The organism is Rhizorhapis suberifaciens (assembly GCF_014200045.1).
Taxonomy (GTDB): Bacteria; Pseudomonadota; Alphaproteobacteria; order Sphingomonadales; family Sphingomonadaceae; genus Rhizorhapis; species Rhizorhapis suberifaciens.
The window spans coordinates 19,698-43,795 of sequence record NZ_JACHOV010000010.1 but is presented as its reverse complement, the minus strand read 5'-3'; the positions used below and the strand labels follow the sequence as shown (position 1 = coordinate 43,795).

Here is a 24,098-nt window from a genome sequence, read left to right as displayed (position 1 = left end):
AGCTACGCTCGGAACATGAAGTCCTTGTCCTAGCTAGTGGTCAGGCGAACAGGTCCCGTTCGTCATCCGCTTGCAAAGGATCCGGCACCTCTAGCTGGGCATGACCTTCGTGGCCGTGTTTGGGGCCATGGAAAAATTGTCGCCACCAGGATTGGGACAGTTCATGGGAATAGCACAAGGCCGCCTCGGCGATCATCATAGGCAGGGCAAAGAAGGCATCGAGAGATGTCTGACAAGGGGAGTTCCGCGAATCCATGCTGTAACCCCTTTTATCCTCGTTCGCGAAACAGGTTCGTCGCAGCGATTTGGAAGCTGCCTAAAACATAAAAGGCCCGGCGAATACGATCCGCCAGGCCTTTGACACTCCACATATTATTCTGTTCAGGCGACCCGCGCGGAGGGGGCATCCATGTCTTCGTCCGGATCACGCAGCACATAGCCGCGGCCCCAGACGGTCTCGATATAATTTTCGCCGCCGCAAGCCAGCGCCAGTTTTTTGCGCAGCTTGCAGATGAAAACGTCAATGATCTTGAGTTCCGGTTCGTCCATTCCGCCATAAAGATGGTTGAGGAACATTTCCTTGGTCAAGGTCGTGCCCTTGCGGAGCGAAAGGAGCTCCAGCATCGCATATTCCTTGCCGGTCAAGTGCACGCGGTTGCCATCGACTTCCACAGTCTTGGCGTCCAGATTGACCGCCAGCTTGCCAGTGCGGATAACGGATTGGCTATGCCCTTTGGAACGGCGAACCACCGCGTGGATGCGGGCCACCAGCTCGTCGCGGTGGAAAGGCTTGGTGACATAGTCATCAGCGCCAAAGCCGAATGACCGAACCTTGCTGTCCATTTCGCTAATACCCGATAGGATGAGCACAGGCGTCTGAACCTTGGCGGTGCGGAGCTTCTTCAGCACATCATAGCCATGCATATCAGGCAGATTGAGGTCGAGACAGATGATGTCATAATCGTAGAGCTTGCCCAGGTCCAAGCCTTCTTCACCAAGATCGGTGGTATAGACGTTGAAACCTTCGGTCGTCAGCATCAGCTCAATGGCCTTCGCCGTCGTCGGTTCGTCTTCGATAAGCAGCACGCGCATCTGGCAGCCCCTTGTTCCGTTGGTGAATGCCGCCACTGCCGTGAGACATCCATACACACATATTAACCATAGAACTTATGAATGCGAAAGGTTAATTTTGATTTAACTGGCCTGAATCCACGAGTCGCAGTTGTTTCGGGCTAACAAGAGTCGGCTTCAACCGCGACTCAGCAGCCGGAATCGCTCCACCAGAAAATCCATCAAAAGGCTTACACGCGCCGGCCGGACTACACCTGGAGGCGTCAGCAAATGGAGGGACAGCGGCGGGGGCGACCATTCAGGCATTATCGCCTCCAAACGTCCTTCTGCTATATCCGTTCCGACAATGAAGTCAGGCAGGATCGCGACTCCCAGCCCCGCCCGCAGCGCCGGCAGCATGGCATCGCCGCTATTGGCGCGAAGTGGCCCGTTCGGCCGGACCGCAACTTCCTCATTTCCAGGACCAAGGAAACGCAAGACATCCGGCCTGTCTACATTGGCATAGCTGAAGCAGCAGTGATCGGCCAATTCGACAGGATGGCCAGGACGACCACGGGTGGCCAGATAGGAAGGGGCAGCAACGATCCTGCGTTCTACTGATCCCAACCGCAGCACCCGCAGCGAGCTATCCGGGAGCGCTGCAATTCGTAAGACGATATCAAACCCCATTTCAATGATGTCGATCTTCTCATCGCTTAGATGCAAGTCGATGGTGACGCCCGGATGATTCGCAAGAAATTCCGCCACTACAGGTGCGACGTGCATCAAGCCAAAGCTCATTGGGGCGGCTAGCCGAACCACGCCTTGGGGCGCAGTCGCTTCGTCGCGGGCAGCCTCCTCGGCCGCGAGTCCTTCCGCCAGAATACGGCTTGCCCGTTCTGCCAACTCCCGACCGCTGTCGGTCAACGAAAGATGGCGGGAGGTGCGGTGAAACAGGCCAAGGCCAACTTGGTTCTCAAGGCGGGAAATGGCTTTTGAGATCGTCGCTTTGGAAAGGCCAAGAGCCTTGGCGGCGCCGGTAAAGGAACGGTTCTCGACGACAGCGGCGAAAATCGCCCAGGCTTCAAAATCTGGTAAGCGCATAATGGGAAACAACCTGTTTCTCTATTGCCTATTTTGGAAACGATGATGACCGCTTATTTCGCTTTCATCAAGACACGAAAGGATAACGTCATGATCGAGAAACGAGAATTTGCTTCCCTCGGCAATGCCAATCACGGATGGCTGAACGCCCATCATCACTTTTCCTTCGCCGATTATCACGATCCCTCCCGCATGGGCTGGGGAAGCATAAGAGTTTGGAACGATGATGAAATCGCGCCAAATACCGGCTTTCCGCCCCATCCACATCGCGACATGGAGATCATCACCTATGTCCGCACGGGCGCGATCACGCACCAGGACAGCATGGGCAATACCGGCCGCACCGAAGCCGGCGACGTTCAGGTCATGAGCGCCGGAACCGGGGTTCGTCATAGCGAGTATAATCTTGAAAATGAGACTACCACGCTTTTCCAGATCTGGGTCATTCCACGGGAGGGCGGCGGGTCCCCAAGTTGGGGCGCCAAGCCTTTCCCCAAGGACGATCGGTCCGGCCGTTTCGTGGTTCTCGCCAGCGGTTATGAAGAGGATAAGGGCGCTTTGCGTATTCGCGCCGACGCCCGACTGCTCGGCGCGACCCTTAAAGCGGGCGAGAGCGCATCCTATGAAACTGGCGCGGGCCGCCATGCCTATCTGGTTCCGGCGACTGGCCGCGTGGAGATCAACGGCGTTACATTCAATGCCCGCGACGGCGCGGCCATATCCGGCGGCGAAACACTGACGCTGACCGCTATAGAAGACAGCGAAATCGTTTTGGTGGAAGCCGATTAACCCCCTCGCCGCCCACGCTGATTTCCTCGTGGGCGGCATTTCCAAGGAGATATCCGATTCAAAAGCGAGTCCAGATGGAAAGCGTTATTTCCACCCCTCGTTTCGTGCCGCCATTTCCGCTTCCGCGTCAAAGGGCGCTCCATCGATCATGCTCTGAACACTTGCAGCGAGACGTGGATCGCCCGCCGAAGCCTGCCGATAGTCAGCCGCCCTTCCCCTGCCGGGCAGAAGCTGCTCCAACCGCCAACGTTGAGCTTCACCCCGGCAGGCGAGGCCGGACATGGCTTCGCCTTCGAATGTGCGGCAAATTGCGCCATCCTTATCACGAAAGGTCAGCCCGATCCGAGTCTCAACATTGTTTTCCTGAACCGACGCAAGCTGCGTGTCGAGGGTTTTTGCCAACTCTCCGCGAGCCATCAAGCCGCCACCCCTGACACTCACAGGACTTCCCTCGTTCATCGATTGCCCTACCGCAACTCCCAGAACCAGCGTTGCGGCTATTGCGGCAACGTTGCCCCAGCCCGACAGCCAGCGGCGCGGGGCAAGGCCTCCTGCTTTTTCCTTACGGCCCGCTCGAACAGCCGCCAGGCTAACCACATTGTCGTTCTGGCCTTCCCCACCTTGTATCAGCAAAGCTCTCAACCTGTCTGGAACGGCTTGTTCAGCGATAGGCGCGAAATGCCCAGTCAGCGTTTCGCGCAGCCGCTGATGCGCCGCCAGTTTCTGCCGTAATTCAGGGTCAGCGGCCACGGCGCGCATCACCGCCTCCCGATCCTTGGCGTCAAGCTCGCCGTCAGCAAAAGCGACCAGCATTTCCTCGGTAATCTTCACGCCGCTTCTCCCAGTTCCGCCAGCAGGGCACTACGCCCGCGCACCAGGCGCGACGTCAACGTACCAATAGGAATGTCCAGAATCTCAGCAGCTTCCTTATATGCCAGCCCTTCAACAAGGACCAGCGCGATCACTTCGCGTTGCTCATCGGGCAACCGGGACAGGGCGCGCCCGACCGAAGAAAGCTCCACGACCGCTTCCATCTGCTCATGGCTACGGTCCCCCACATGGCCACCCTCCTCTTCGGGCACGAAGGTCTTCGCGCGCCGCTGTCGTGCTCTTGCCTCATCAATCCAGATATTGCGCATGATCCTGTACATCCAGCTATCGAGCCTCGTGCCTTCTTCCCAAAGGTGCCGCGACTTCAGCGCCCGTTCCAGCGTCACCTGACACAGGTCATCGCCATCGGCCGCATTTCGCGACAGGCTGGCCGCGAACCGCCGGAGGCGGGGCAACAGTGCCAGCAATTCCTTTTCGAAAGCCATTCAGCTCCATTCCTTAAGGATGAAACGGACGAGCCCGGTCGTTTAATCCAGGCGACAGGATTTTTCTGGCATCCTATGCACTGAACGCGAAATGAAAAGGATCATTGCATGCGCCGCGCGCTTTATCTCGCTGCCTTGCTGCCACTTTCCATGATGGCGGCTTCCGGGTCCGCCCAATTGAACTTACCGGGCGATGTGGCGCTGCCGGACGTGGGCGACACCCTCGGCCGCGCAGGGGACGCGTTGTCGCTACCCAGAATTGCGGCCCTCCCGCCCATGCGGGCTGCGCAAGCGCTTCTGGAAGCCCGCATCGACCGGTTGAGCAGGCTCGTCCGGAGCAATCCTCAAGATCTGGAATTTGACGATCAGCAATATCCCGCGGTGAAAGGCTCGATTGTTGCGATGGGACTTTCGGAACAGCAGATTGCCGAGTTGCGCCAAGCAGGCTTTGTCCCTCAGCGTGAGGAAGTGGAAGGATTGGACATCGGTTTCCTCCACTTAAGGACGCCCGAAGGCCAAAGCCTTGCGCGGAGCCTCCGCCAAGCTCGCAAGATTGCGCCAGGAGCGCAGATCGGCAGCAACCCGATCTACTTTCAAAGCGGTGGGATAATGCCGATCGCTGCCGCCAGCGCCCTTGCGTCCAACCGTAGCAGCGGGGGGCGAGCCGTTGGCCTGATAGATGGCGGCGTGGGCCAACATCCATCGCTGGACGGACCAATCGAGCAGCGCGGCTTTGCCAAGGGCGCACCTGCTCCGAGCGGCCACGCCACCGCCGTCGCCTCGTTAATCGCGGGCAATGGTCTGGTACAGGGTGCAGCTCCAGGGGCGCCGCTCCTGATAGCCGACATTTATGGCCGCGATCCCGCTGGAGGAAATGCAATCGCCATTGCGCGTGCGCTGGGATGGATGGCGGCGAGCGGCGTGCGCATCGTGACGATCAGCCTGGTTGGGCCGGACAATTCCCTGCTTTCCGGAGCTATGGCAGCGGCGCGACGCAAAGGCATGATCGTGGTGGCGGCGGTCGGCAATGACGGCCCCGCGGCTCCTCCGGCTTACCCTGCTTCCTATGACGGCGTCATCGCGGTCACAGGCGTGGATGGGAAGAATCGAGCTCTGATCGAAGCGGGACGAGCGTCGCACCTGGATTATGCTGCCCCGGGGGCGGACATGGTTGCAGCCAGCATCAACGGAAAAGCCGCGCGCGTTCGGGGTACGTCTTTCGCGGCCCCTTTCGTTGCAGGGCGTCTCTACCGCAATCTTCAGGCCGCTGACATCCGCTTTGCCATTCAAAAGCTGAATGCTGAAGCCAAGGATCTGGGCAAGCGTGGTCCGGACAAGGTTTATGGCCGGGGGCTGGTTTGCGGCACCTGCCGGAACGAGCGTTAATAAGGAGCAGAGGCCTCCATCGCATCTCATTTGCAAAAAATTATTTTTGTCGGGATTAAACCCCGCACCCGTCTCGTTCCCATCACAAGAGCACAGCTTGAACCGCTCTTCGATTGAAAGGAGACGAGAGATGAAAAAGATTTTTATCAGCACCATGGCCCTCGCATTGGCGATGAGTGGCGCTCCGGCATCGGCGCAGTTGCTGGGTGGCGGTGGCGGCGGGATGTTGGGCGGCGGCCTGGGCGGCACATTGGGTGGTACGCTTGGGGGTGGAACGCTTGGCGGCGGTGCTGGCCGGATCGGCGGCAGCACAGTCGGCAGCGTCACTGGCGACGGCACACTGGGCGTGGAGAAGAATGTCGACACCCGCTCCGGCCGTGCCTCGGGCAAGGCCAGCGGATCGGGCAAGGCCCAGGGTTCCAGCTCAAGCTCGGCCGATGTTGTCGGTCAAACACTCGGTGGCTCTGCCAATGGCAGCGCTCAGGGTTCCGGAAGCGCCGGCGGCTCAGCTCAACTGATCGGCACTGACGCGGTCGGTAGCGCTGTGGGAGGCGTAGCCGGTACGGCGCGTGGCACAGCTAGCGGCGCAGCATCCAAGGCAAGAGGCACAGCCGACGGCGCCGGAAGCGCTGCCGGTAGCGCAGGCGGCAATGCAAGCGGCAGCGGTCAAAGTATGGCATTTGGTAATCTCGGCCAGCTTGCTGCCACCGGGTCGGGCGCAGCCGATGCAAGCGGCATGTTCGCGGTCAGCCCCGGCATGACCATTGAAGACGCAAAGGGTCACGCGGTCGGGACCGTCCAGTCGGTCCGCACCACCGGCCAGGGCGTCGTCCAAAGCGTGATCGTTGAAAGCGGCAACCGCGTGGCCGAACTACCCGCCGCAAACTTCACTGGTTCAGGCGAGGCCCTCGTCTCCGCCATGGGCAAAGGCGAAATCAAGAAAGAAGCCAAGAACCAAGAGCAAGCTGCTCAGAAATAACACCCCGGCGGGTCGTCGAAGAGTCCCTCTCCTTTTTGGAGAGGGACTTTTTGTTGGGGGACGCGATTTAGTGGAGGCCGACCTTCTCCCTTGAAGGGCGGCTGCGCCAGACCAAGTCTGCATATCCTCTCTCTTAATGGGATAGGGTGTCCTCCTCAATCCGTCAGATCGTCCCACATTTCCTTGATCTTGCTGAAAAAGCCCGTGGACTGAGGACATTCAGCCCCCGTTTCGGTTTCACGGAATTCTTCCAGCAATTCACGCTGCCGCTGGGTAAGGCTGGTTGGCGTTTCCACATCGATCTGAATCACCATGTCGCCAAAGCCGCGGCCGTTCAGAACCGGCATGCCCGCGCCACGTTGGCGTAGTTGCTTGCCCGACTGGATGCCGGCAGAAATGCGGATCTCATGTTCGGTTCGGTCAAGCCCAGGCACCGTGATGCAACCGCCGAGCGCGGCCGTCGTGAAGCTGATCGGAGCGCGGCAGAACAGTGTTGTTCCTTCCCGCTCAAAAATCCTGTGCCGCTTCACATGCAGGAAAATGTAGAGGTCACCCGGAGGCGCGCCACGTGCACCCGCCTCCCCTTCTCCCGACAAACGGATACGAGTGCCCTCGTCCACGCCGGCGGGAATATTGACGGTCAGCTTCTTTTCTTTGTCTACACGGCCTTCGCCCCGGCACGAACGGCAAGGCTTTTCGATGATCTGACCCGCGCCATGGCAGGAGGGACAGGTTCGTTCGACAATGAAAAAGCCCTGTTGAGCGCGGACCTTGCCATGTCCGTGGCATTGGTGACACCCTTTGACGCCGGTGCCGGGTTCCGCACCTGAACCATCGCAGGTCTCACAGGACGCGGACACTTCGACCGTGATTTCGGTGGACTTGCCCAAATAGGCCTCATCCAGCGAAATTTCCATATCGTAGCGCAGATCGGCACCCCGACGGGTCTGCTGCCGACCGCCGCCGCCAAAACCGTTGGCGCCAAAAATGGTCTCGAAAATATCGCCCAGATCGGAAAAACCGCCGCCACCGTTAAACCCGCCACCATTGCCGCCATTTTTATAAGCTTCATGGCCAAAGCGGTCATAGGCGGCACGCTTCTGCGGATCCTTCAGGCAATCATAGGCTTCACTAACCGCCTTGAACTTGCCTTCCATGTCTTTGCATCCGGCATTCTTGTCCGGATGATATTGCATGGCGAGGCGGCGATAGGCGGACTTGATGGTCTTGTCGTCGGCGGTCCGATCCACCCCGAGAAGCTCATAATAATCGACTTCGGTATTCATGCCGCCCCCGGCCAAAAAAGAAGAACGTCACTTCCGCCAAAGCGGTCGCGCATCTCCGGATCATAATATTTGGCGGAAGGATCAGGAGATGGGTTCCCGCTTTCGCGAGAATGACGAACCTTGATCATTTCTTACGCCTTGTTGTCTTCATCCACCTCGGAAAACTCGGCGTCAACGACATTGTCGTCGGACTTCGCCTGCTCGCCCGCGTCGGCTCCCGGCGCGGCTGCGGCCTGTTCCTTCTCGTATATCGCCTGCCCAAGCTTCATGGCAGATTGCGCCAAGGCTTCCGCCTTGCTCTTCATCTCATCGACGTCGCCGCTCTCAACGGCCGTCTTCGCCGAGGCGATAGCGGTTTCGATCTCCGATTTCAGGGACGCGTCGACCTTGCCGCCATGCTCCTCAAGCTGGCGTTCGGTCGTGTGGATCAGGCTTTCGGCGCTGTTCTTGGCCTCGGCTGCTTCACGGCGTTTCTTGTCTTCGTCGGCAAAGCGCTCTGCGTCCTTCACCATCTGGTCGATGTCGCCTTCGCTCAGGCCGCCCGACGCCTGGATCTTGATCTGTTGTTCCTTGCCGGTGCCCTTATCCTTGGCATGGACGTTGACGATGCCATTGGCGTCGATGTCAAAGGTGACCTCGATCTGGGGCACACCGCGCGGAGCTGGTGGAATGCCGACCAGATCGAACTGACCGAGCATCTTGTTGTCCGCCGCCATTTCCCGTTCACCCTGGAACACGCGGATGGTCACCGCCTGCTGATTGTCGTCGGCGGTTGAATAGACCTGGCTCTTCTTTGTAGGAATCGTCGTATTGCGGTCGATCATGCGCGTGAACACGCCGCCCAGCGTCTCGATCCCCAGCGACAAAGGCGTCACGTCGAGCAACAGCACGTCCTTGACGTCGCCCTGGAGCACGCCTGCCTGAATGGCTGCACCCATGGCGACGACTTCATCCGGATTGACGCCGACATGCGGCTCCTTGCCAAAGAACTCCTTCACCACTTCACGCACGCGCGGCATGCGGGTCATGCCGCCGACCAGCACGACTTCATGGATTTCCGAAGCCTTGTGACCGGCATCGGCCAACGCCTTGCGGCATGGCTCCAGCGTGCGCTGGATCAGTTCGGCGACCAGCCGCTCCAGATCCGAACGGCTGATCGTTTTGACCAAGTGCTTTGGTCCATTCTGGTCAGCGGTAATGAAGGGCAGGTTGACCTCAGTCGTCTGCGCCGAGCTAAGCTCGATCTTCGCCTTTTCCGACGCCTCCTTCAGCCGCTGAAGGGCCAGCTTGTCGCCGCGAAGGTCAATGCCCTCCGCCTTTTTGAATTCATCGGCAAGATATTCAACGACCTTGGAGTCGAAGTCTTCGCCGCCGAGGAACGTATCGCCGTTTGTCGACTTCACCTCGAACACGCCATCACCGATTTCAAGAATCGAGATATCGAAGGTGCCACCACCAAGGTCATAGACGGCGATGGTCTTCCCGTCCTGCTTTTCAAGGCCATAGGCAAGCGCAGCCGCAGTCGGCTCGTTGATGATGCGTAGCACTTCCAATCCGGCAATCTTGCCGGCGTCTTTGGTGGCCTGACGCTGGGCGTCGTTGAAATAGGCCGGAACCGTAATCACCGCCTGTGTAACGGTTTCGCCGAGATAGCTTTCGGCCGTTTCCTTCATCTTCTGAAGGATGAAGGCGGAAATCTGGGACGGGCTGTAATCCTCCCCGCCTGCCTTCACCCAGGCGTCGCCATTTGAACCTTTGGAAATCGTGTAGGGAACGAGTTCCATATCCTTTTTCGTCATGGGATCGTCATATCGGCGACCGATCAGGCGCTTGACGGCAAAAATGGTATTGTCAGGATTGGTCACCGCCTGGCGCTTGGCGGGCTGGCCGATCAGGCGCTCACCATCCTTGGTGAAGGCGACGATCGACGGCGTCGTACGCGCGCCTTCGGCATTCTCGATCACCTTCGGCTTGCTGCCGTCCATCACGGCAACGCAGCTATTTGTCGTTCCCAGGTCGATACCAATGACTTTACCCATATTGTCCTCTTTATACCCCAGAATTTTTGCAGCGGCGACGGAATCCTCCCCGCGGTGCGCGCCGAAAAAGACCCGTTTCGCCAGCGGATATAGGAGCGCTTTTCCTTGGCACAAGGATTTACGACGATTAGGATTGAGACGACCGATAATGAAATGATCCGGAGACAACATGACCTCGCAAAATGCTCGACGCCTGTCCGCCGTTTTCCTCGCCGGATTGGGCTTGATGCTATCCGCCTGCGGTCAGGATAAAGTTCTTTATGTCGACCAGGCCTGGGTCCGGCTTTCTGCCAATAAGGACATGCCTTCTGCTGGATATTTCACCGTGCACGGAGGGGAAGAGGACGTTCGCCTCCTGTCTGTCATCTCACCAACCGTGCTCCGCATCGACATGCACGAAAGCAAGGAGCAGAACGGCGTGATGACAATGGATCCCGTCGGCGGGATCGACATTCCCGCGCGCGCCGAAGTCGTTTTCGCACCGGGCGGCAAGCACCTGATGATCTGGGGCATCAATCAGGCAGTCAAATCGCAGGGCAAGCTGCCCCTGACCTTCATATTCTCCAATGGCGACCGGATCATATATGACGCTGTGCTTCGTCAACCCGGCGCAAGCGAAGGCCCAGCCGCTCCCGGGCACGAACATAAGGGCCACGCAAACCCTTCGGCGGACGGCAAGAACTGATCCTGTTCCGATACAAAATGCCATCGGCCCCGTGCAATTCGCCGGGACGCCCTCTTTCACGATTGCGGCAAGCGTCAAGCGATGCGATAGGCGCTGCATCAGTTACAACCGCCAGGGAATGCATGCCGCCCAAGCCGATCCACCCCGCCATGTCTGGCGCCGTCGTGCTGACTGCCCTTGCAGGCATGGCGATGGCTGGCCCGCAGGCGCAGGCGCAGGACCTTTCGAAACCGGTTAAGGAGCCGGTTGTGTCAGCGGATCTTCCCCCGACACAGACCAGCGAGGAAATCGCTTTTGCGGCCGATCAGTTGGAATATGACGATAACACCCAGATCATAACCGCAAGCGGCAACGTTCAGCTATCGCGCGAAGGCAACCGGCTACGTGCGGACAGAGTAGTGTGGAATCGTAGCACCGGAAAAGTGGAAGCCTTCGGCAACATCTCCGTAACCAACCCGGCAGGTGACGTTGCTTATGGCGATTCGATTGAACTGACCGATACGCTAAAGGATGGTGTCGTCGAGAATCTTCTGCTCGTTCTTGAACGCGGCGGAAGGCTGGCGGCGCGGCGCGGCGTTACTGAAAATGAAGTCATCACTCTGGATCACGCCGCCTATTCGCCCTGTGCAGTAGAAGATTCAAAAGGATGCCCAAAGGAGCCCACCTGGCAAATTCGTGCTGTTCAGGTTGTCTACGATCCTCATCGTCGACGCGTCACGTACAAGGGGGCCAGGGTTGAACTGTTCGGCTTACCCCTTATCCCCCTGCCGGGCCTCTCGCATCCTGCCGGCGGCAGCGGCGGGCCAGGTCTGCTCGTGCCCGATCTTCGTTATGACCGGACGAACGGTCTTGAACTGTCTTTGCCCTATTTCGTGCAACTCGGCCCCAATCGCAATCTGACCGTCACGCCGCACATCTATTCCGACGTGCTGCCGATGGTGGAAGCCAATTATCAGGCTCTGCTAAGCAAGGGCGCCTATCAACTCACCGGCTATGTGACCTACGGCCGACGGGTGTCGGCGTCCTCCAATCTGACGCCTGACCCGGAGCGCGATCTGCGTGGCTATATCGACGGTAGCGGCAAGTTCCAGCTCGATCCTTATTGGAGCGTCAGCGGATCAGTTCGGGTGACTACGGACCGTACCTTCCTGCGTCGCTATGATATCAGCCGCGATGATCGGCTTCGGTCGACAATTGAAGCTGAGCGGATTGGGAAGGACAGCTATTTCTCGCTTGCGGGCTGGGCTGTGCAGACCCTGCGCGCCGATGTGGATCAGGGCACAGTACCTATCGCTCTTCCCGTGATCGATTATCGTCGGCGGTTCGCTGATCCCTTGCTAGGCGGCAAGCTGCAGTTGCAGTTGAACAGCCTAGCCATCACACGCACTCAGGGTCAGGACACCCAACGCGCATTTGCCGGCGCCCAGTGGGACCTGCGAAAGATTACCGGGCTTGGGCAGGAAGTCAGTTTCACGACCTATTTGCGCGGCGACATCTACCATAGTGACCAGAATCTGCTCACGGAAACCGCTTTTTATCGCGGCGACCAGGGATGGGAAGCGCGTGGAATTGCGGCTGCGGCAGTGGACGTACGCTGGCCCTTCATCGGGGAAGCCTTTGGCGGCGCGCAAAAAATTACTCCGCGCGTGCAGATCGTGGCAGCCCCCAAGCTCGCCAACCTTAGCGTCCCCAATGAGGATGCGCGCGGCGTGGAGTTGGAGGACAGCAATCTTTTCGCTCTAAACCGCTTTCCCGGCTACGACCGGTTCGAGGACAGCACACGCATCACCTATGGCCTCGAATATTCCTTGAACCGTCCCAGCTTGGCAATCGATGCCGTAGTCGGCCAAAGCTATCGCCTCAACAATCGCATGACTTTATTCCCCGACGGAACCGGCCTTTCAGAACGGGTATCGGACATCGTCGGCAGGACGACCATTCGATACAAGGATTTCATTAGCCTCGCCCATCGTTATCGGCTGGACAAGGATAGCTTGGCCATCCGGCGGAACGAAATCGACGCAACCGTGGGGTCGCGCAGCACCTATGTCCGGGTGGGCTATCTGCGACTCAATCGAAATATCGGGCCCGAAGTCGAGGACTTAAAGGATCGCGAAGAGATTCGCCTTGGAGCCCGGGTGCAACTCTCCCGCTTTTGGTCGGTTTTCGGATCAACGGTTGTTGACCTTACCGACAGCAGGGAAGACCCGCTTTCGGTCGCCGATGGGTATGAGCCGGTTCGGCATAGGCTGGGCATTGCTTATGAAGATGACTGCCTGGAAATGGGCGTGACCTGGCGACGGGATTATCAGGAAGCCGGCGATGCCAGGCACGGCAACACTTTCCTGCTGCGACTGGCTTTTCGAAATCTTGGCATATAAAAGTTGCCCCGACGAACTGCATGCCGCACAAGCAGCGGCATCGGATCGCTAAGCTGCGGTTCAGCCAGATGGTTGCAGAACCGGGCATAATGGAGAATGTTGCGATAATGGAGCGAGGATTGCTGGTTAAAACCGGGCCGGGGCGTTTTTTCGGGAAATCCATGCTGGCTTTGGCCTGCTGCGGTGGGATCATGGCGTTCGGCGCGGGCGGCGCTTCTGGGCAGCCGCAGGATGCTCCGCCTCCACCGCCGACACAGAACAGCCTCAATATACCACAGGATGTGACATTATTCGGCAAGAGTGATCCGAATATCCGCAAGGCGACCGCCGTCATCAACGGTGAAATCATTACCGGCACGGACGTGGATCAGCGGCTTGCACTTATTATCACCGCCAATGGTGGCAAGGTCGGCGACGAAGAAAAGGACAGGCTGCGGCTGCAAGTGCTGCGCAATCTGATCGACGAGACCCTGCAGATCCAGGAAGCGAAAGCCAATGATATCACGGTGGACCAAGCGGAAATTGAACAAAGCTATGCCCGTGTAGCGCAGAATTTTGGCCGAAATCCTGAGCAGTTCGATGAATTTCTGCGTACCCAAGGCAGCTCCTCGGCAAGTATCAAGCGCCAGATCGAAGGAGAGCTTGCCTGGGGCCGTCTGCTTCGCCGAAATGTACAGCCTTTCGTGAATGTTGGCGAAGAAGAAGTACAATCCATCATTGACCGATTGAAAGCAGCCAAGGGTGAGGACGAATACCGCATCGGTGAAATTTACCTCTCGGCAACGCCCGATAACGCCTCCCAGATTCAGGGTAATGCTCGCAACATCATCCAGCAGATTCAGCAGGGCGGGTCTTTCCAGGCCTATGCCCGCCAGTTCTCCGAAGCGTCCACGGCGGCAGTCGGCGGTGATCTGGGCTGGGTGAAGCTGGCGCAGCTTCCAAACGAACTGGCGCTCGCCGCGCGAGATATGCAGGTAGGGCAGATTGCAGGACCAGTTGCTCTGCCAGGTGGTTTTTCAATTCTTTACGTCATGGACAAGCGCAAGGTTCTGACCAGCGACCCACGTGACGCACTGCTCAGCCTCAAGCAATTAAGCGTAGTGTTCCCCGCAGGCACGACACAGGCGCAGGCTTCGACCAAGGCCAGCGAATTTGCAAGTGCGACGAGAAAGATCCAGGGCTGCGGAACAGCCAATGAAATTGCTGCGCAAATTGGCGCGGACGTTGTCGACAATGATCAGATCCGTATCCGCGACCTTCCCTTGCCTTTGCAAGATACGCTGCTTAACCTGCAGGTGGGCCAGGCATCGCCGCCCTTCGGCTCGGTGAAGGATGGAGTCCGCGTGCTGGTATTGTGCGGTCGCGACGACCCGCAAGACGCCGGGGCTCCATCCTTTGAACAGATCATGGCCCAGTTGGAAGACGAACGGGTCAACAAACGCGCACGTATTTACCTGCGCGATCTGCGGCGGGATGCGGTGATCGACTATAATTGAACGGAGCTGCCGATAGCATGAGCATAGCCCCCTTCGCGGTCTCCCTTGGCGATCCGGCAGGTGTCGGTCCCGAAATCGTGGCGAAGGCATGGGAGCATCGGCATAAGCGGGCTCTGCCCTGTTTCTTCGCAGTTGGTGATATCGCATCTCTTACGGCGGTATGGGACGGCCCTGTCGTTCGTTTAGAGGATCCCGCCAAGGCGGCCGCTGCGTTCAACGATGCCCTGCCCTGTCTTCATATTGAAGATGGAGGGCCGGTTGTCCCGGGCCAGCCCAGTTATGAAAGCGCCCGCTGCGCGCTTCAGTCCCTTGAACTGTCCGCGGGACTTGCCAGATCGGGTTCGGCGGGCGGAATCGTCACTGCACCAGTATCGAAAAAGCAGCTCTACTCGGTCGGTTTCACGCACCCTGGCCAAACGGAATTCATCGCGGAACGCTGCGGTGTTGCGCGATCCAATGCCGTCATGATGCTGATGGGACCCACGCTGCGTGTGGTGCCGATCACGACTCATATTCCACTGAAGGAAGTGTTCGAGGTGATCAGTATCGATCTGATCAAATCCCGCGCCTATGCCGTGGTCAAGGGGCTTCAAAAGAATTTCGCAATCGACAAGCCCCGGCTCGCATTGGCGGGCATCAATCCTCATGCGGGTGAGGAAGGCGCGTTGGGCATGGAAGAGATAGAGATATTCACGCCCGCTGTCGAACAGCTTCGTTCCGAAGGTATTGATATCAGCGGTCCCTGGTCTGCCGATTCCATGTTCCATGAGCGCGCACGAGCGACCTATGATGTCGCTTTGTGCGCCTATCATGATCAAGCGCTCATTCCCGTAAAGACGCTGCACTTCGACGACGGGGTCAACATGACGCTCGGCCTTCCCATCGTCAGAACCTCGCCTGATCATGGGACTGCATTCGGCATCGCCGGCAAGGGTGAGGCTCATCCCGGCGCGATGATCGCCGCCATCGAGATTGCTGCGATTTCAGCGGAGAACCGCGCAACCTATTGCCACGCGTCAACCTGAGTCATTGTTGATGCAATTGCCACCGCTAAGGGACGTGATTGCCCGCCATAGCCTTCGCGCAAGCAAGGCGCTGGGCCAAAATTTCCTGCTCGACGAACAATTGCTGGATCGCATCGCGGCCATTCCCGGATCGTTGAAGGGCGAAACTGCCTATGAGGTAGGCCCCGGCCCTGGCGGCTTGACCCGCGCCTTGCTTCGCGCGGGCGCGCGGGTGGTGGCCGTGGAGCGAGACCGTCGCTGCCTGCCGGCCCTTGCGGAACTGCATGACGCCTTTCCCGATATGCTGCAGGTCATCGAGGAGGACGCCATGGCCGTGAACGCGCGCGCCCTTACCGGAGGACACGCCCACATTGTGTCCAATCTGCCCTATAATGTCGGAACGGCCCTGCTGATATCATGGCTGACGGAGGCAAAATGGCGCCCTTGGTGGGCATCGCTGACGCTCATGTTCCAGCAGGAAGTAGCCGAGCGGATCGTGGCATCGCCGGGCAGCGAACATTATGGCAGGCTTTCCGTTCTGGCGCAGTGGCGCTGCACTGCTAAGCTCGCGATGAGAGTCCATCGCTCGGCCTTCACCCCTCCCCCCAAGGTCATGTCGGCGGTCGTTCACATCCGTCCCGCCGATGCTCCCGAAGGTGTCGATCCCAAACTGCTCGAGCGAATCACGGCCGCAGCATTTGGCCAGCGGCGCAAAATGCTGCGGCAAAGTTTGAAGGGAGTGACCGGCGCCTTGGACGCCCTGGCCTCAGCGGGCATCGATCCTCAGCGCCGTGCCGAAACGATCAGCGTCGCGGAATTCGTGGAACTGGCACGTATGCTTGGAACCCTCGATCATCGGTCAGCATAGGGCGCTGGGCCACCAGCTTGGTTCAACCGCCACTCGACTGCGCCCAGCCACAAGCTCGACTTATCTGGACCTGCCTGTCACTTTCCAAGTTTTTCAATCTTGGTGTTAAGTGCTTCAAGCTGAGCCTTGAGCTGGGCGATCTCGTCGTCCTTCGCCTCCGTCGTTACCGGCTTTTCCGGAACCGCACCTTTAAAGGCGCTGGTTGCGGCCTGCAGCATTTCCATGTTGCGCTTGGCGATCTCCGCAAAGGGACCTCCACCAAAGGCGCCCTGCATGGCACTTTGGAACTGTTGCTGGTTCTTGCGGAATGCATCCATTGACGCTTCAAGATATTGCGGCACCATCGACTGCATCGAGTCGCCATACATCGAAATCAGTTGCCGCAGGAAGTTGACCGGCAGCATGTTCTTGCCTCTCGCTTCTTCTTCCATGATGATCTGCGTCAACACGCCATGCGTTATGTCTTCGTTCGACTTGGCGTCAACAACGACGAATTCCCGCCCTTCCCGCGTCATCTGCGAGAGCAGCTCCAATGTTATGTAGCTGGAAGTTTCCGTATTATAGAGCCGCCGATTAGCGTATTTTTTTATTATGACCGGTTCCGAATCACCAGAGGATTTTGCGGCTTTTGCCATCGCGTCCACTCCCAATAAAGAGAATGCTGCATTAGCACCAAACCATGATGCGCCGCAACATGGTCCCCGACCCTTGCCTCTGTTTCTCGACATGCTGTGGCGGGAGACCCAGAATGATACAGAGTTACGACTGAAGGCGTTTGCCGGTCTCAGGAAATATCAAAACGCGGCACGGCATCCCCGCGAGCCGAAAGCGGATATTGCTGCACGCGCGGGTGCTGCACAATTGCTGCACTATCGCGGCACTGGACGGCCCACTATATTCATTCCGTCGCTGATCAACCCGCATATTGTTCTTGACCTGTCGGACAAGAATTCTCTGATGGAATATCTGCGGGGCCGGAACATTAACGTGTATTTGGTCGATTGGGGCGAACCATCCGCTGAGGACAGCGAACTCAGCTTGGCTGATCATGTCGAGCAACGACTATTGCCATTGCTGAGTAACTTGCCTGAGCCGCCCATACTTGTCGGCTACTGTCTTGGCGGGACCATGGCGGCTGCGGCGGCAGGTCTGATGCATGTTGCTGGTCTTTCGATGATCGCTGCCCCATGGAATTTTGGCGCTTTTCCCCACGAGACAAGCGCGCTTATCGCCGAACTGTGGAAACAGGCAAAGCCCATGTGCGAGCGGCTGGGCTATGTTCCGATGGAGGTCCTGCAGTCGGGCTTCTGGGGTCTCGATCCTGCGAGGACCATCCGGAAATACGCCACCTTTGCTGAACTGGAAGATGACAGCGAAGAAGCAGACAGTTTCATCAGACTGGAAGATTGGGCCAATGAAGGCGCCCCGCTGACACTGGGGACGGGACGTGAGTTGTTTGAGCAGCTATATGGGGACAATGAAACGGGTTCTGGCCGCTGGCTGGTCGGCGGCAAAAATGCAGATCCGGCCACACTGGAAATTCCCTTCCTCAACATCATATCGGAAACTGACAAGATCGTGCCAGCCAGCACCGCCTGTAAGGCGGGAACAAAGCTTCGGCTGGCGAGCGGTCATGTTGGTATGATCGTAGGCGGACGAGCCCGCGAGCAGCTTTGGCAACCCTTGGCGGATTGGCTTTTGGAAACTTCCCTCTAATAATAGCCTCTTCCGCCGCCTTAGACCCATTTCCATTCAGGAGCATAACCATGACCGACATCGTGATCACCGCAGCCAAACGCACGCCCGTTGGCAGCTTTCTTGGCGCATTCGCTGCCATGCCTGCTCATGAATTGGGACGTATCGCGATCGAGGCGGCTTTGATGCAAGCGGACGTTGCGCCTGAAGAGGTGTCGGAAGTGATCATGGGTCAGGTGCTGACGGGCGGCCAGGGCCAGAACCCAACTCGCCAAGCGGCAATGGCGGCGGGCATCCCAAAAGAGGTTCCCGGATGGGGAGTCAGCCAGGTTTGCGGTTCCGGTCTTCGTTCGGTGGCGTCGGCGGTGCAGGCCATTGCCCAGGGCGACGCCGATATCGTGGTGGCGGGGGGCCAGGAAAGCATGTCGCTGTCCACTCATTGCCAGGCGCTGCGCCAGGGACAGAAAATGGGCAGCATCGAGATCGTCGATACAATGATCAAAGATGGCCTCACAGATGTGTTCAACGGCTATCATATGGGCATCACGGCCGAAAATTTGGCTGAGCAATATCAGATCAGCCGTGAGGCGCAGGACGCGTTCGCCGTCCGCTCCCAGAACCTGGCCGAGGCCGCACGAGCAGCGGGCCGATTCAAGGATGAGATCGCTCCGGTTACCGTCAAGACCCGCAAAGGCGAAACCATCGTTGCGGATGATGAATATATTCGCACCGGTGTGACTTTGGACAGCATCAACGGCGTTCGTCCAGCCTTCAAGAAGGACGGGACCGTAACCGCGGCCAATGCAAGCGGCATCAATGACGGCGCGGCGGCGCTGGTGCTCATGACAGCAGAGGAAGCGGCCCGGCGGGGCGCGACGGTGTTGGCACGGGTAGCAAGCTGGGCACATGCCGGCGTCGATCCATCGATCATGGGAATCGGACCGGTCCCGGCGACGAAGAAAGCGCTCGTAAAGGCAGGGTGGTCGCTTGCGGACCTCGACCTCATTGAGGCCAATGAAGCTTTTGCTGCCCAGGCGCTTTCCGTCGGCAAGGAGCTTGGTTTCGATCCGGACAAGGTTAACGTCAATGGGGGCGCGATCGCCATCGGCCATCCCATCGGCGCATCGGGCGCGCGGGTGCTAACCACATTGATTTATGAAATGCAGAAGCGGAACGCCGCCAAAGGCCTTGCTACGCTCTGCATCGGTGGCGGCATGGGCATCGCCATGTGCATTGAAAGATAATGGCCAGTTCAGCAGCTAGCGCCCGTCCGCAAGGTTAATGACTTTGCTTTACCCTCCGTCGGCATCAGTGGAATGCCGGCGGATATTTTTCATCCATTTTCACCTGATCAATTACCCCGAAGAAGAACACGGTTGACAGAAATCAAGCCCTAATACAGGCTCCTCTCCGCACGTGGGGACGTCTGCACCTTTTCTTCGTTTTTCGGGGGCGGTGATGCACAAGGACTTTATCGACGACCCTGCTGCGTTGACGGCGGCGATCGAAACCAAGAACCGTTTGGAAGCGATTATCGCCACCGCAATGGATGCGATCATCACGATCGACAATCGCCACAGGATCATTTTCTTCAACCCAGCGGCGGAAGCCATGTTTGGCATGGCAAGCAGCGAAGCGATAGGGCAACCGATTTCGCGCTTCATTCCCGAACGGTTCCGGTCGGCGCACGAAGGCCATATTCGGCGTTTCGGCAAGACAGGAGAGACCGGACGGCGCATGGGTACACTCGGCGCGATCAGTGGCCTCAGGGCAAACGGACAGGAATTTCCGCTGGAAGCATCCATCAGCCAGGCGGTTGTCGATAATGAACGGCTTTCCACCGTTATTCTGCGCGACATTACCGAGCGAAAGGCCAATGAGGACGCCCGCGCGCTATTGGCGCGAGAGGTCGACCATAGAGCCAAGAATGCACTCGCCATTGTGCAGGCATTGGTGTCTCTGACGAGGGCGCCATCGCGCGACGCCTTTGTCGAAGCGGTCACAGGACGTGTTTCCGCCCTCGCCCGCGCACATTCCTTGCTGGCGCAAAATCGCTGGAGCGGCGCTGCCCTGCGAAAAGTCGTTCAAGATGAAGTTTCCGCCTATGAACGCCCTGGGCAGGTTCACTACCGCGGTCCCGACATCATGCTTTCGCCCAAGGCTGTCCAGCCCATAGGGTTACTCATCCATGAGCTTGCCACCAACGCGGTCAAATATGGCGCCCTTTCTACGGTCAAGGGGCGAGTAGATGTTGAATGGGAACTGAAAAATGGTGAAAAACTCTACCTCTGCTGGCGCGAAACCAATGGTCCGCCTGTCTCCACGCCCAAGCAAAAAGGCTTTGGCTCGAACCTGATTACCACTGTCACGGGGCTGCAACTTGGAGGCGATGTCGAGATAGATTGGGATCCCAAGGGGATTGTCGTGAACGCAGCCCTTCCGGCCGGCGTCATGCGGCCGCAGGACATTCCCAACCTTATTCCGGTCACCGCAGGAACGCCGCGCCCGCCGCCATTGGATCGGCGGAAACCAGGCAAACTCCTCATCGTGGAAGACGAAATGCTGATCGCGATGCAACTGACGGAATCGCTGGAGGAGGCCGGATGGTCGATCATGGGGCCCGCAGCAACTATCGAAGAGGCCAATCAGTTGCTGTCCACGTCACCCATTCCGGACGCGGCGATATTGGACGTCAATCTGGATGGAAACACGGTCTACCCACTCGCCGATACCCTCCAGAGACTGGGCGTCCCAATCCTTTTCTGCACCGGTTATGAAAATTTGGATGCCGCACAACAGTTTGAAGATTGCGAGAGGATTCGCAAGCCGGCCGACGCCGCGCAACTGATCGGCGCGGTCCGCGTCGCGATTGACAAGCAGGAACGCAAATTACGGCCGCCGACGTAAATTACCTCGGCGGCCGATTTCCATCATTCCAATTCGAGAATAACTGCATCAACCGCCAGACTTGCGCCCGGCTGCGCCTCGATCGACTTGATCACCCCGGCCTTTTCCGCGCGAAGAATGTTTTCCATCTTCATTGCCTCGACCACGGCGAGCGGCTGACCAGCCTCCACCTTGTCGCCTTGGCCGACATGCAGCGCGACGAGCAATCCCGGCATCGGGCACAGCAGATATTTCGACAGATCCGGCGGCACCTTTTCGATCATGTGCGCGGCATGTGGAGCAACATGCGCTGGAAGCACCCGGACGTCATGGCTGGCGCCCCGGGTCGTCAGACGGAACCCAGCGCGGATGGGAGCGATCTGGACGGTTAGGTTTTCGTCATCGATCTCCGCCTCGATCATGCGGTCGCCCGGCGTATATTCAAGGCTGATATTCAAGGCTTCGCCGTCAACAAGGACATTGTCCGGCGACAGTTCGACCTCATGATCGATCCCGGCGACGCGCACCTGCCAGTGTGCGGGAGGACGAAGCTTTTTCCCAAGCTGCCCGTCGATGCGGCGAGCGCGATCGGCCTGAGCAGCGCCAGCGAACGCTCCAATGGCGGCAAGCTGACGAAGCAGGTTCGCACTTGCCGGGGCTCCCGCGAAACCGTCAGGATATTCCTCTGCAATGAACCCGGTGGTGATGTTTCCTTCGCGGAAACGTGGGTGCTGCATCAGGGCTGACAGGAAGTCGATATTATGACCCGGTCCCTGGAGTTCAAAGCGATCGAGCGCTTCGATCTGCTTGTCGATCGCTTCCTCCCGCGTTGGCGCATAGGTGATGAGCTTGGCGATCATCGGGTCATAGAACATGCTGACCTCACCGCCTTCCTCCACGCCATCATCGACACGCACGCCTTCGATTTCCAGCGGCGGATTGTAGCGGACGAGACGGCCCGTGGATGGGAGGAAGCCGCGATAGGGATCCTCGGCATAGACGCGATTTTCAATCGACCAGCCGTTGATCTGCACGTCTTCCTGGCGGAAGGACAGTTCCTCGCCATTGGCAACGCGGATCATCTGTTCGACCAGATCAAGTCCGGTAATCTGCTCGGTCACGGGATGCTCAACCTGCAAGCGCGTGTTCATTTCCAGGAAGTAAAAACCCTGCCCCGTCTTGTCCGCGCCTGAAACGATCAATTCGACCGTGCCCGCGCTGAAATAGCCCACGGCCCGCGCCAAAGCGACGCATTGCTCTCCCATGGCCTTGCGCATTTCGGACGTAACGAAGGGCGACGGCGCTTCTTCCACCACCTTCTGATGGCGGCGCTGGATCGAGCATTCGCGTTCGTTGAGGTAAACGATATTGCCATGCTGATCGCCCAATATCTGAATTTCGATATGGCGCGGGCTTTCGATGAACTTCTCGATGAAAACGCGATCGTCGCCAAAGCTCGCCAGGCCTTCGCGCTTGGTTGCTTCAAAGCCTTCGCGAACGTCCTTTTCGCTATAGGCAAGGCGCATACCCTTGCCGCCGCCGCCAGCCGACGCTTTCATCATCACGGGATAGCCAATCTCGTTGGAGATGCGGACCGCGTGCTCGGTGTCGTCGATCACACCGACAAAGCCGGGAACCACGTTAACGCCGGCTTCCATGGCGAGCTTTTGGGACTCGATCTTGTCGCCCATCGCGGCGATGGCGTTGGCGGGTGGACCAACGAAGATGATGCCTTCCGCATCGAGCGCCTTGCGGAAGCTTTCGCGTTCGGAAAGAAAGCCATAGCCAGGGTGGACCGCGTCAGCGCCCGTCGCCTTGCAAGCCTCAATGATCTTGTCGGCGAGCAGATAAGACTGGCCCGCAGGGGGCGGGCCGATATGAACGGCCTCATCGGCCATCTGTACATGCGGCGCGCGGGCGTCTGCGTCGGAATAAACCGCAACAGTTTTTATGCCCATCTTCCGTGCGGTCCGGATCACCCGGCAAGCGATTTCACCACGATTGGCGATCAGTATCTTCTTTATCATTCCTGCCCCAATTTGTTCCAATTACCCGCCAGGGCTGAGCCTATCGAAAACCTTTCTTTCCGTAGACGAAAGGAAAGCCTTTTGAAGCACTCAGGGTTCAACGGGAGTGTCTATTCCGCAGCTTCCAAATGCCCATGTGGCGCGGCCTGCATCGCCACCACACCCAGTTTCGCGAATAAGGATGCATCCGCATTGTCGCCCGCATTGGGCGTAGTCAGCAGCTTATCGCCGGTAAAAATGCTGTTCGCACCCGCCATGAAGCAAAGCGCCTGGCACGCCTCGCTCATGCTTTCGCGGCCAGCCGAGAGGCGTACCATGCTATTGGGCATGGTAATGCGCGCCACGGCGACAGTGCGGACGAACTCGATCTCGTCGATCTTGGCGAGCGGCGTGTCGGCCAGCATGTCGCCCAGCACCGTGCCTTTGACCGGCACCAGCGCATTGATGGGCACGCTTTCCGGGTGCGGCATGGTGGCAAGAGCGTGGATGAAGCCGATGCGGTCATCCCGCGTCTCGCCCATGCCTACGATGCCACCGCAGCAGACGTTAATCCCGGCGGACCGCACATTCTCCAGAGTCTCGATCCGGTCCTCAAAGGTCCGGGTCGTAATGACGTTGGCGTAGTTTTCGGGCGAGGTGTCGATATTATGATTATAGTAATCGAGCCCCGCGTCCGCGAGTTGCTTCGCCTGATTGGACGACAGCATCCCCAGTGTCATGCAGGTTTCCATGCCCATCTGGCGGACGCCCTTCACCATTTCGATGAGCGCTGGCATGTCGCGATCCTTGGGATTACGCCATGCAGCACCCATGCAAAAGCGGCCCGATCCATTGTCCTTCGCCTGAGCAGCCGATTGCAGTACGGCTTGCACATCCATCAATTTGGTAGCTTTCAGGCCGCTTTCCGCCTCTGCCGATTGGCTGCAATAGCCACAATCTTCCGGACAGCCACCGGTCTTGATCGACAATAGCGTGGAAAGCTGCACTTCATTGCGCGGGTGGTTGGCGCGATGGACCGTCTGCGCTTCGTAGAGCAGGTCCGAAAAAGGCAATGCGAATAGCGCGGCGATTTCCTCACGGGTCCAATCGGTACGCACTCTCTGACCC

At 58.5% G+C, this 24,098-nt stretch carries 22 protein-coding genes; 11 read left to right on the top strand and 11 right to left on the bottom strand.

The window, feature by feature from the left end:
• Nucleotides 1–40 precede the first annotated feature (40 nt).
• From HNQ99_RS12680 to HNQ99_RS12670, 3 genes are all read right to left on the bottom strand, one after another.
• On the bottom strand, nucleotides 41–256 hold the full coding sequence (locus HNQ99_RS12680; protein ID WP_184476129.1) for a hypothetical protein: 216 nt from the start codon (nucleotides 254–256) through the stop codon (nucleotides 41–43).
• 125 nt (nucleotides 257–381) lie between these two features.
• Entirely contained in the window at nucleotides 382–1,092 is a 711-nt protein-coding gene (ctrA, locus tag HNQ99_RS12675; RefSeq protein WP_184476126.1) for a response regulator transcription factor CtrA, read from the bottom strand.
• A gap of 156 nt (nucleotides 1,093–1,248) precedes the next feature.
• Entirely contained in the window at nucleotides 1,249–2,154 is a 906-nt protein-coding gene (locus tag HNQ99_RS12670; RefSeq protein WP_184476484.1) for a LysR family transcriptional regulator, read from the bottom strand.
• A 90-nt stretch (nucleotides 2,155–2,244) separates the two neighbouring features.
• Here HNQ99_RS12670 and HNQ99_RS12665 point away from each other — a divergent pair, with 90 nt between their 5' ends.
• Nucleotides 2,245–2,943 (top strand): pirin family protein, encoded by a 699-nt coding sequence (locus HNQ99_RS12665; RefSeq protein WP_184476482.1) that lies wholly within the window; start codon nucleotides 2,245–2,247, stop codon nucleotides 2,941–2,943.
• A gap of 84 nt (nucleotides 2,944–3,027) precedes the next feature.
• Here HNQ99_RS12665 and HNQ99_RS12660 read toward each other — a convergent pair whose 3' ends face one another.
• Together HNQ99_RS12660 and HNQ99_RS12655 are read right to left on the bottom strand one after the other, a co-directional pair.
• Nucleotides 3,028–3,774 carry an anti-sigma factor family protein gene (locus tag HNQ99_RS12660; protein WP_322790367.1) on the bottom strand — a complete coding sequence of 249 codons (747 nt, stop codon included), beginning with the start codon at nucleotides 3,772–3,774 and terminating at the stop codon, nucleotides 3,028–3,030.
• Nucleotides 3,771–4,259, bottom strand: a complete 489-nt coding sequence (locus HNQ99_RS12655) for an RNA polymerase sigma factor (RefSeq protein WP_184476122.1) — start codon at nucleotides 4,257–4,259, stop codon at nucleotides 3,771–3,773. The genes HNQ99_RS12660 and HNQ99_RS12655 overlap by 4 nt, the downstream gene beginning before the upstream one ends.
• A 108-nt stretch (nucleotides 4,260–4,367) precedes the next feature.
• Here HNQ99_RS12655 and HNQ99_RS12650 point away from each other — a divergent pair, with 108 nt between their 5' ends.
• Both HNQ99_RS12650 and HNQ99_RS12645 read left to right on the top strand, forming a co-directional pair.
• Nucleotides 4,368–5,645 (top strand): S8 family serine peptidase, encoded by a 1,278-nt coding sequence (locus tag HNQ99_RS12650; RefSeq protein WP_246414949.1) that lies wholly within the window; start codon nucleotides 4,368–4,370, stop codon nucleotides 5,643–5,645.
• Nucleotides 5,646–5,775: 130 nt separating this feature from the next.
• Nucleotides 5,776–6,624, top strand: coding sequence for a hypothetical protein (locus HNQ99_RS12645; RefSeq protein ID WP_184476119.1), 849 nt, complete (start codon nucleotides 5,776–5,778; stop codon nucleotides 6,622–6,624).
• A gap of 155 nt (nucleotides 6,625–6,779) precedes the next feature.
• Here HNQ99_RS12645 and dnaJ read toward each other — a convergent pair whose 3' ends face one another.
• Genes dnaJ through dnaK form a run of 3 tightly spaced genes read right to left on the bottom strand, consistent with a single transcriptional unit; the run spans nucleotide 6,780 to nucleotide 9,949 of the window.
• Nucleotides 6,780–7,910, bottom strand: a complete 1,131-nt coding sequence (gene dnaJ / locus HNQ99_RS12640) for a molecular chaperone DnaJ (RefSeq protein WP_184476116.1) — start codon at nucleotides 7,908–7,910, stop codon at nucleotides 6,780–6,782.
• Nucleotides 7,907–8,038: a hypothetical protein gene (locus tag HNQ99_RS16785; RefSeq protein WP_281376832.1), complete on the bottom strand. Its 132-nt coding sequence runs from the start codon at nucleotides 8,036–8,038 to the stop codon at nucleotides 7,907–7,909. The genes dnaJ and HNQ99_RS16785 overlap by 4 nt, the downstream gene beginning before the upstream one ends.
• Before the next feature lie 3 nt (nucleotides 8,039–8,041).
• Nucleotides 8,042–9,949, bottom strand: coding sequence for a molecular chaperone DnaK (dnaK, locus tag HNQ99_RS12635; protein ID WP_184476113.1), 1,908 nt, complete (start codon nucleotides 9,947–9,949; stop codon nucleotides 8,042–8,044).
• Nucleotides 9,950–10,118: 169 nt separating this feature from the next.
• On the opposite strand from dnaK, the gene HNQ99_RS12630 reads away from it, so the two are divergent.
• From HNQ99_RS12630 to rsmA, 5 genes are all read left to right on the top strand, one after another.
• Nucleotides 10,119–10,634: a copper chaperone PCu(A)C gene (locus HNQ99_RS12630; protein WP_184476110.1), complete on the top strand. Its 516-nt coding sequence runs from the start codon at nucleotides 10,119–10,121 to the stop codon at nucleotides 10,632–10,634.
• A gap of 122 nt (nucleotides 10,635–10,756) precedes the next feature.
• Nucleotides 10,757–13,015, top strand: coding sequence for an LPS-assembly protein LptD (locus tag HNQ99_RS12625; protein ID WP_184476107.1), 2,259 nt, complete (start codon nucleotides 10,757–10,759; stop codon nucleotides 13,013–13,015).
• A gap of 107 nt (nucleotides 13,016–13,122) precedes the next feature.
• Nucleotides 13,123–14,511: a peptidylprolyl isomerase gene (locus HNQ99_RS12620; RefSeq protein WP_407692319.1), complete on the top strand. Its 1,389-nt coding sequence runs from the start codon at nucleotides 13,123–13,125 to the stop codon at nucleotides 14,509–14,511.
• A gap of 17 nt (nucleotides 14,512–14,528) precedes the next feature.
• Entirely contained in the window at nucleotides 14,529–15,536 is a 1,008-nt protein-coding gene (pdxA, locus tag HNQ99_RS12615) for a 4-hydroxythreonine-4-phosphate dehydrogenase PdxA (RefSeq protein WP_184476104.1), read from the top strand.
• A 10-nt stretch (nucleotides 15,537–15,546) separates the two neighbouring features.
• The gene (gene rsmA, locus HNQ99_RS12610; RefSeq protein ID WP_184476101.1) at nucleotides 15,547–16,383 is read left to right on the top strand and encodes a 16S rRNA (adenine(1518)-N(6)/adenine(1519)-N(6))-dimethyltransferase RsmA; all 837 of its coding nucleotides are present in this window, start codon (nucleotides 15,547–15,549) and stop codon (nucleotides 16,381–16,383) included.
• A gap of 77 nt (nucleotides 16,384–16,460) precedes the next feature.
• On the opposite strand, the gene phaR is transcribed toward rsmA, so the two are convergent.
• Nucleotides 16,461–17,018 carry a polyhydroxyalkanoate synthesis repressor PhaR gene (phaR, locus tag HNQ99_RS12605; RefSeq protein WP_184476097.1) on the bottom strand — a complete coding sequence of 186 codons (558 nt, stop codon included), beginning with the start codon at nucleotides 17,016–17,018 and terminating at the stop codon, nucleotides 16,461–16,463.
• Between the two features lie 73 nt (nucleotides 17,019–17,091).
• On the opposite strand from phaR, the gene HNQ99_RS12600 reads away from it, so the two are divergent.
• The 3 genes from HNQ99_RS12600 (at nucleotide 17,092) to HNQ99_RS12590 (ending at nucleotide 20,985) form a co-directional block, all read left to right on the top strand.
• Entirely contained in the window at nucleotides 17,092–18,099 is a 1,008-nt protein-coding gene (locus HNQ99_RS12600) for an alpha/beta fold hydrolase (protein ID WP_246414946.1), read from the top strand.
• A 50-nt stretch (nucleotides 18,100–18,149) separates the two neighbouring features.
• Nucleotides 18,150–19,322 carry an acetyl-CoA C-acetyltransferase gene (locus HNQ99_RS12595; RefSeq protein WP_184476094.1) on the top strand — a complete coding sequence of 391 codons (1,173 nt, stop codon included), beginning with the start codon at nucleotides 18,150–18,152 and terminating at the stop codon, nucleotides 19,320–19,322.
• 214 nt (nucleotides 19,323–19,536) lie between these two features.
• The gene (locus HNQ99_RS12590; protein ID WP_184476091.1) at nucleotides 19,537–20,985 is read left to right on the top strand and encodes an HWE histidine kinase domain-containing protein; all 1,449 of its coding nucleotides are present in this window, start codon (nucleotides 19,537–19,539) and stop codon (nucleotides 20,983–20,985) included.
• A 23-nt stretch (nucleotides 20,986–21,008) separates the two neighbouring features.
• Here the strand turns inward: HNQ99_RS12590 and HNQ99_RS12585 are convergent, their stop codons facing one another.
• Nucleotides 21,009–22,991, bottom strand: a complete 1,983-nt coding sequence (locus HNQ99_RS12585; RefSeq protein WP_184476089.1) for an acetyl-CoA carboxylase biotin carboxylase subunit — start codon at nucleotides 22,989–22,991, stop codon at nucleotides 21,009–21,011.
• 110 nt (nucleotides 22,992–23,101) lie between these two features.
• Nucleotides 23,102–24,088, bottom strand: coding sequence for a biotin synthase BioB (gene bioB / locus HNQ99_RS12580; RefSeq protein WP_322790370.1), 987 nt, complete (start codon nucleotides 24,086–24,088; stop codon nucleotides 23,102–23,104).
• Nucleotides 24,089–24,098: the final 10 nt, after the last annotated feature.